Below are 2,665 nucleotides of genomic sequence, written 5' to 3' on the forward strand. Positions count from 1 at the left end.
AGCCCTGACTCACCTGATAGCCCTGACTCGCCGGACAGCCCGCCGAGCAACGACTAACCGATCGGCTTCGAGACACTGGGACTCTCGCCGCCGACACACTCGCCTACGCGCCGCAGTATTCGTGGCGCGTAGGCTTGTTGTATGCGCATCATCAAGCGGGGCCACGCGTGCCTGGAAGTCATCGAGGACGGCCGGACGCTCATCATCGACCCCGGCAACCACACGGAGCCGCTCGACCCTGTCGATCTCGTCGGCATCGTCATAACGCACGAGCATGCGGATCACTGGGATGCCGAGCACTTGACGTCTCTGCGGCGACGTTTTCCAGAGGCGCCCATCCTCGGCCCCGTCGGAGTCCTGGAAGCTGCGGAGGACTTCGAAATCGTCCCGGTGCACGCCGGTGAAACGCACACGGTCGGCCCTTTCGAGCTGCAGTTCTTCGGTGGCGATCACGCGGTGATTCACGAGTCGATTCCCGTCGTGGACAACGTCGGTGTCTTCGTGAACGGCAAGCTCTACTACCCCGGCGACTCGTTCGTCGGCCCGGGTGCTCCCGTCGAAGTGCTCGCTACTCCGGCAGGCGCACCGTGGCTGAAGATCTCGGAGGTCATGGACTTCGTGATGGACGTACGACCCCGGCGCACGTTCGCAACGCACGTCATGACGCTGTCGGAGGCGGGGCTCCAGCTTTCGAACGCCCGCATCCGCGATGCCGTCGAACACGCGGGAGGAGAACACATTCTCGCGGGGCCCGGCACGATCATCGAGGTGTAACGGCCGCCCGCTGATGCAGGCGCGTTCGCCAATCGAGGATGAGCGCGACAGAGTCGATCCCGCTCACCGCTACCGGAACGCCGTCATACTTGTGAACAACCAGCGGCGGTTCGGTTTCGACGAGCTTGGAACTGTTCGCGAGTTCACTGTGGCCGACGCCCGAGAGGATGTGCCCGTACACGCTGGCAACATACGTCGAAGGCGGCAGGTATGCGCCGGGATCGTCGCCGAGCCCGAAATCGTGCAGCAGGCCGTGCGCCGCGTGCATTCCCTGCGCGACTGCATCGTCCCAGTGGTCGATGCGATAGGCGCCGAGTTCGGGGTGTCTGTGGACGGCCACACCCAGTCGGCCCTGCTGAGCGGTGAGGGTTCGGAGCCGCTCGTCGACAGGCACACCTGTGTCAGCCCATGGAGCGGGGGCCAACGGTTGCGTTCCCTGCGCGATGATCACGAGGTCGCCGAACACGTCCGTGCCGTTGTCGAGTCGGATGGTGACGTGATCAGCTTTGGTGCGCAACTCTTACGGCTCGCGACCGAGGTAGGTGACGATCTGCGAACGGTGCAGCTCCAGCAATCGGGCGGCCAGGTGCTCTCCTAGAGCCGAGCGGCGAGCTCGGTATTCGCGTCCCGAACTTGCTCCCGAAGCGCCTTCGCCGCGGCCGTGCCGGCCGTACCCGCTCCGATGATGCCGATCATCAGCGAGCCCACCCCGGGTCCTTCCGGTGCACTGGTCGATTTCGGAGGATACACCGCTTGACGCATACCCCCTAGGGGTATAACCTGGCTCCCGAGCCACACGAAGCTAAGGAGTTTAGGATCATGGCAACGACAACCACCGAGTACCGGGTAACGGGAATGACCTGCGGTCACTGCGAAGGTGCTATTCGCTCCGAGGTCTCGCAGATTCCCGGTGTCACGAACATCGAGGTCAGCGCGCAGACCGGCCACCTTGCCGTCACGTCGGAGGGCCAGATCGATGACTCGGCAGTCTTCGAGGCCGTCGATGAGGCCGGCTACCAGGCAGCAAGGAGCTGACCTTGAAGGCGCCAGCACGCCTTGGCCTCTACGGGCTGGTGCTCGTTACCGTGTTCGTCGTGGCCGGCTTCACGGCGAATGCGCTCATTCCCGCATCCTTCGTGGAGAGGTGGGTGGCGGAAGCTCCGGAGAGGCACGGAGGTCACGACGATAATCAGAACGACGATCACGGCGACCACGATGCCGGCACCGACTCCTTGGGTCTCGGCCTGGAACAGGACGGATATCGCCTGATCGACATCGAGGCGCCGACCGAGGTCGAACCCGAAGGAACCCTGTCTTTCGCGATCGGCGGGCCGGACGGCTCGCGAGTCAACGAATTCGATCTCGACCACGAGGAGGAGATGCACCTGATCGTCGTGCGCTCCGACGGACAGCACTTCAGGCACGTCCACCCCGACCGCGATGCGGACGGCACCTGGTCGATTCCGTGGTCGTGGGATGCCGCCGGCACCTACCGTGTCTTCGCCGACTTCGTTCCGACCGCCACGGGCGACGGGCTGACGCTTTCGACGCACGTGCAGGTCGAGGGCTCCTACGAACAGTTGACGGCATCCGGCCCGGTGACCGAAGCGCACGTCGGCGAGTTCCATGTCACGGTAGAGGGCGACCTCATCGCCGGCGAGTCCTCGGCACTGACGATGGTCATCACCCGCGACGGAGAACCGGTCACGACGCTCGAGCCCTATCTCGGAGCGTTCGGTCACCTGGTCGCACTGCGTGACGGCGACCTCGCGTACCTGCACGTGCACCCGCACGGGGATGCCCCCGAGCCGGGCAGCACATCCGGGCCCGAGATCGTCTTCGAGGCGACGGCACCGACGCCGGGGGCCTACCTGCTCTTCTTCGACTTCCG

Annotated in this window: 4 protein-coding genes; 3 read left to right on the forward strand and 1 reads right to left on the reverse strand. The window is 64.9% G+C overall.

Translation table 11 applies throughout. The features are described 5' to 3' along the window. Positions 1–141 precede the first annotated feature (141 nt). Positions 142–774 carry an MBL fold metallo-hydrolase gene (locus tag Q0O95_RS14015; RefSeq protein ID WP_293699976.1) on the forward strand — a complete coding sequence of 211 codons (633 nt, stop codon included), beginning with the start codon at positions 142–144 and terminating at the stop codon, positions 772–774. On the opposite strand, the gene Q0O95_RS14020 is transcribed toward Q0O95_RS14015, so the two are convergent. Continuing rightward, on the reverse strand, positions 761–1,291 hold the full coding sequence (locus tag Q0O95_RS14020) for a hypothetical protein (RefSeq protein ID WP_293699978.1): 531 nt from the start codon (positions 1,289–1,291) through the stop codon (positions 761–763). The genes Q0O95_RS14015 and Q0O95_RS14020 overlap by 14 nt on opposite strands. A 302-nt stretch (positions 1,292–1,593) precedes the next feature. Here Q0O95_RS14020 and Q0O95_RS14025 point away from each other — a divergent pair, with 302 nt between their 5' ends. After that, complete coding sequence (locus tag Q0O95_RS14025) at positions 1,594–1,809, forward strand: heavy metal-associated domain-containing protein (RefSeq protein ID WP_293699980.1); 216 nt, start codon at positions 1,594–1,596, stop codon at positions 1,807–1,809. Between the two features lie 2 nt (positions 1,810–1,811). Continuing rightward, positions 1,812–2,665: heavy-metal-associated domain-containing protein (locus Q0O95_RS14030; protein ID WP_293699982.1), on the forward strand; the 854-nt coding region annotated here is incomplete at its 3' end.

The organism is uncultured Agrococcus sp. (assembly GCF_945915485.1).
Taxonomy (GTDB): domain Bacteria; phylum Actinomycetota; class Actinomycetes; order Actinomycetales; family Microbacteriaceae; genus Agrococcus.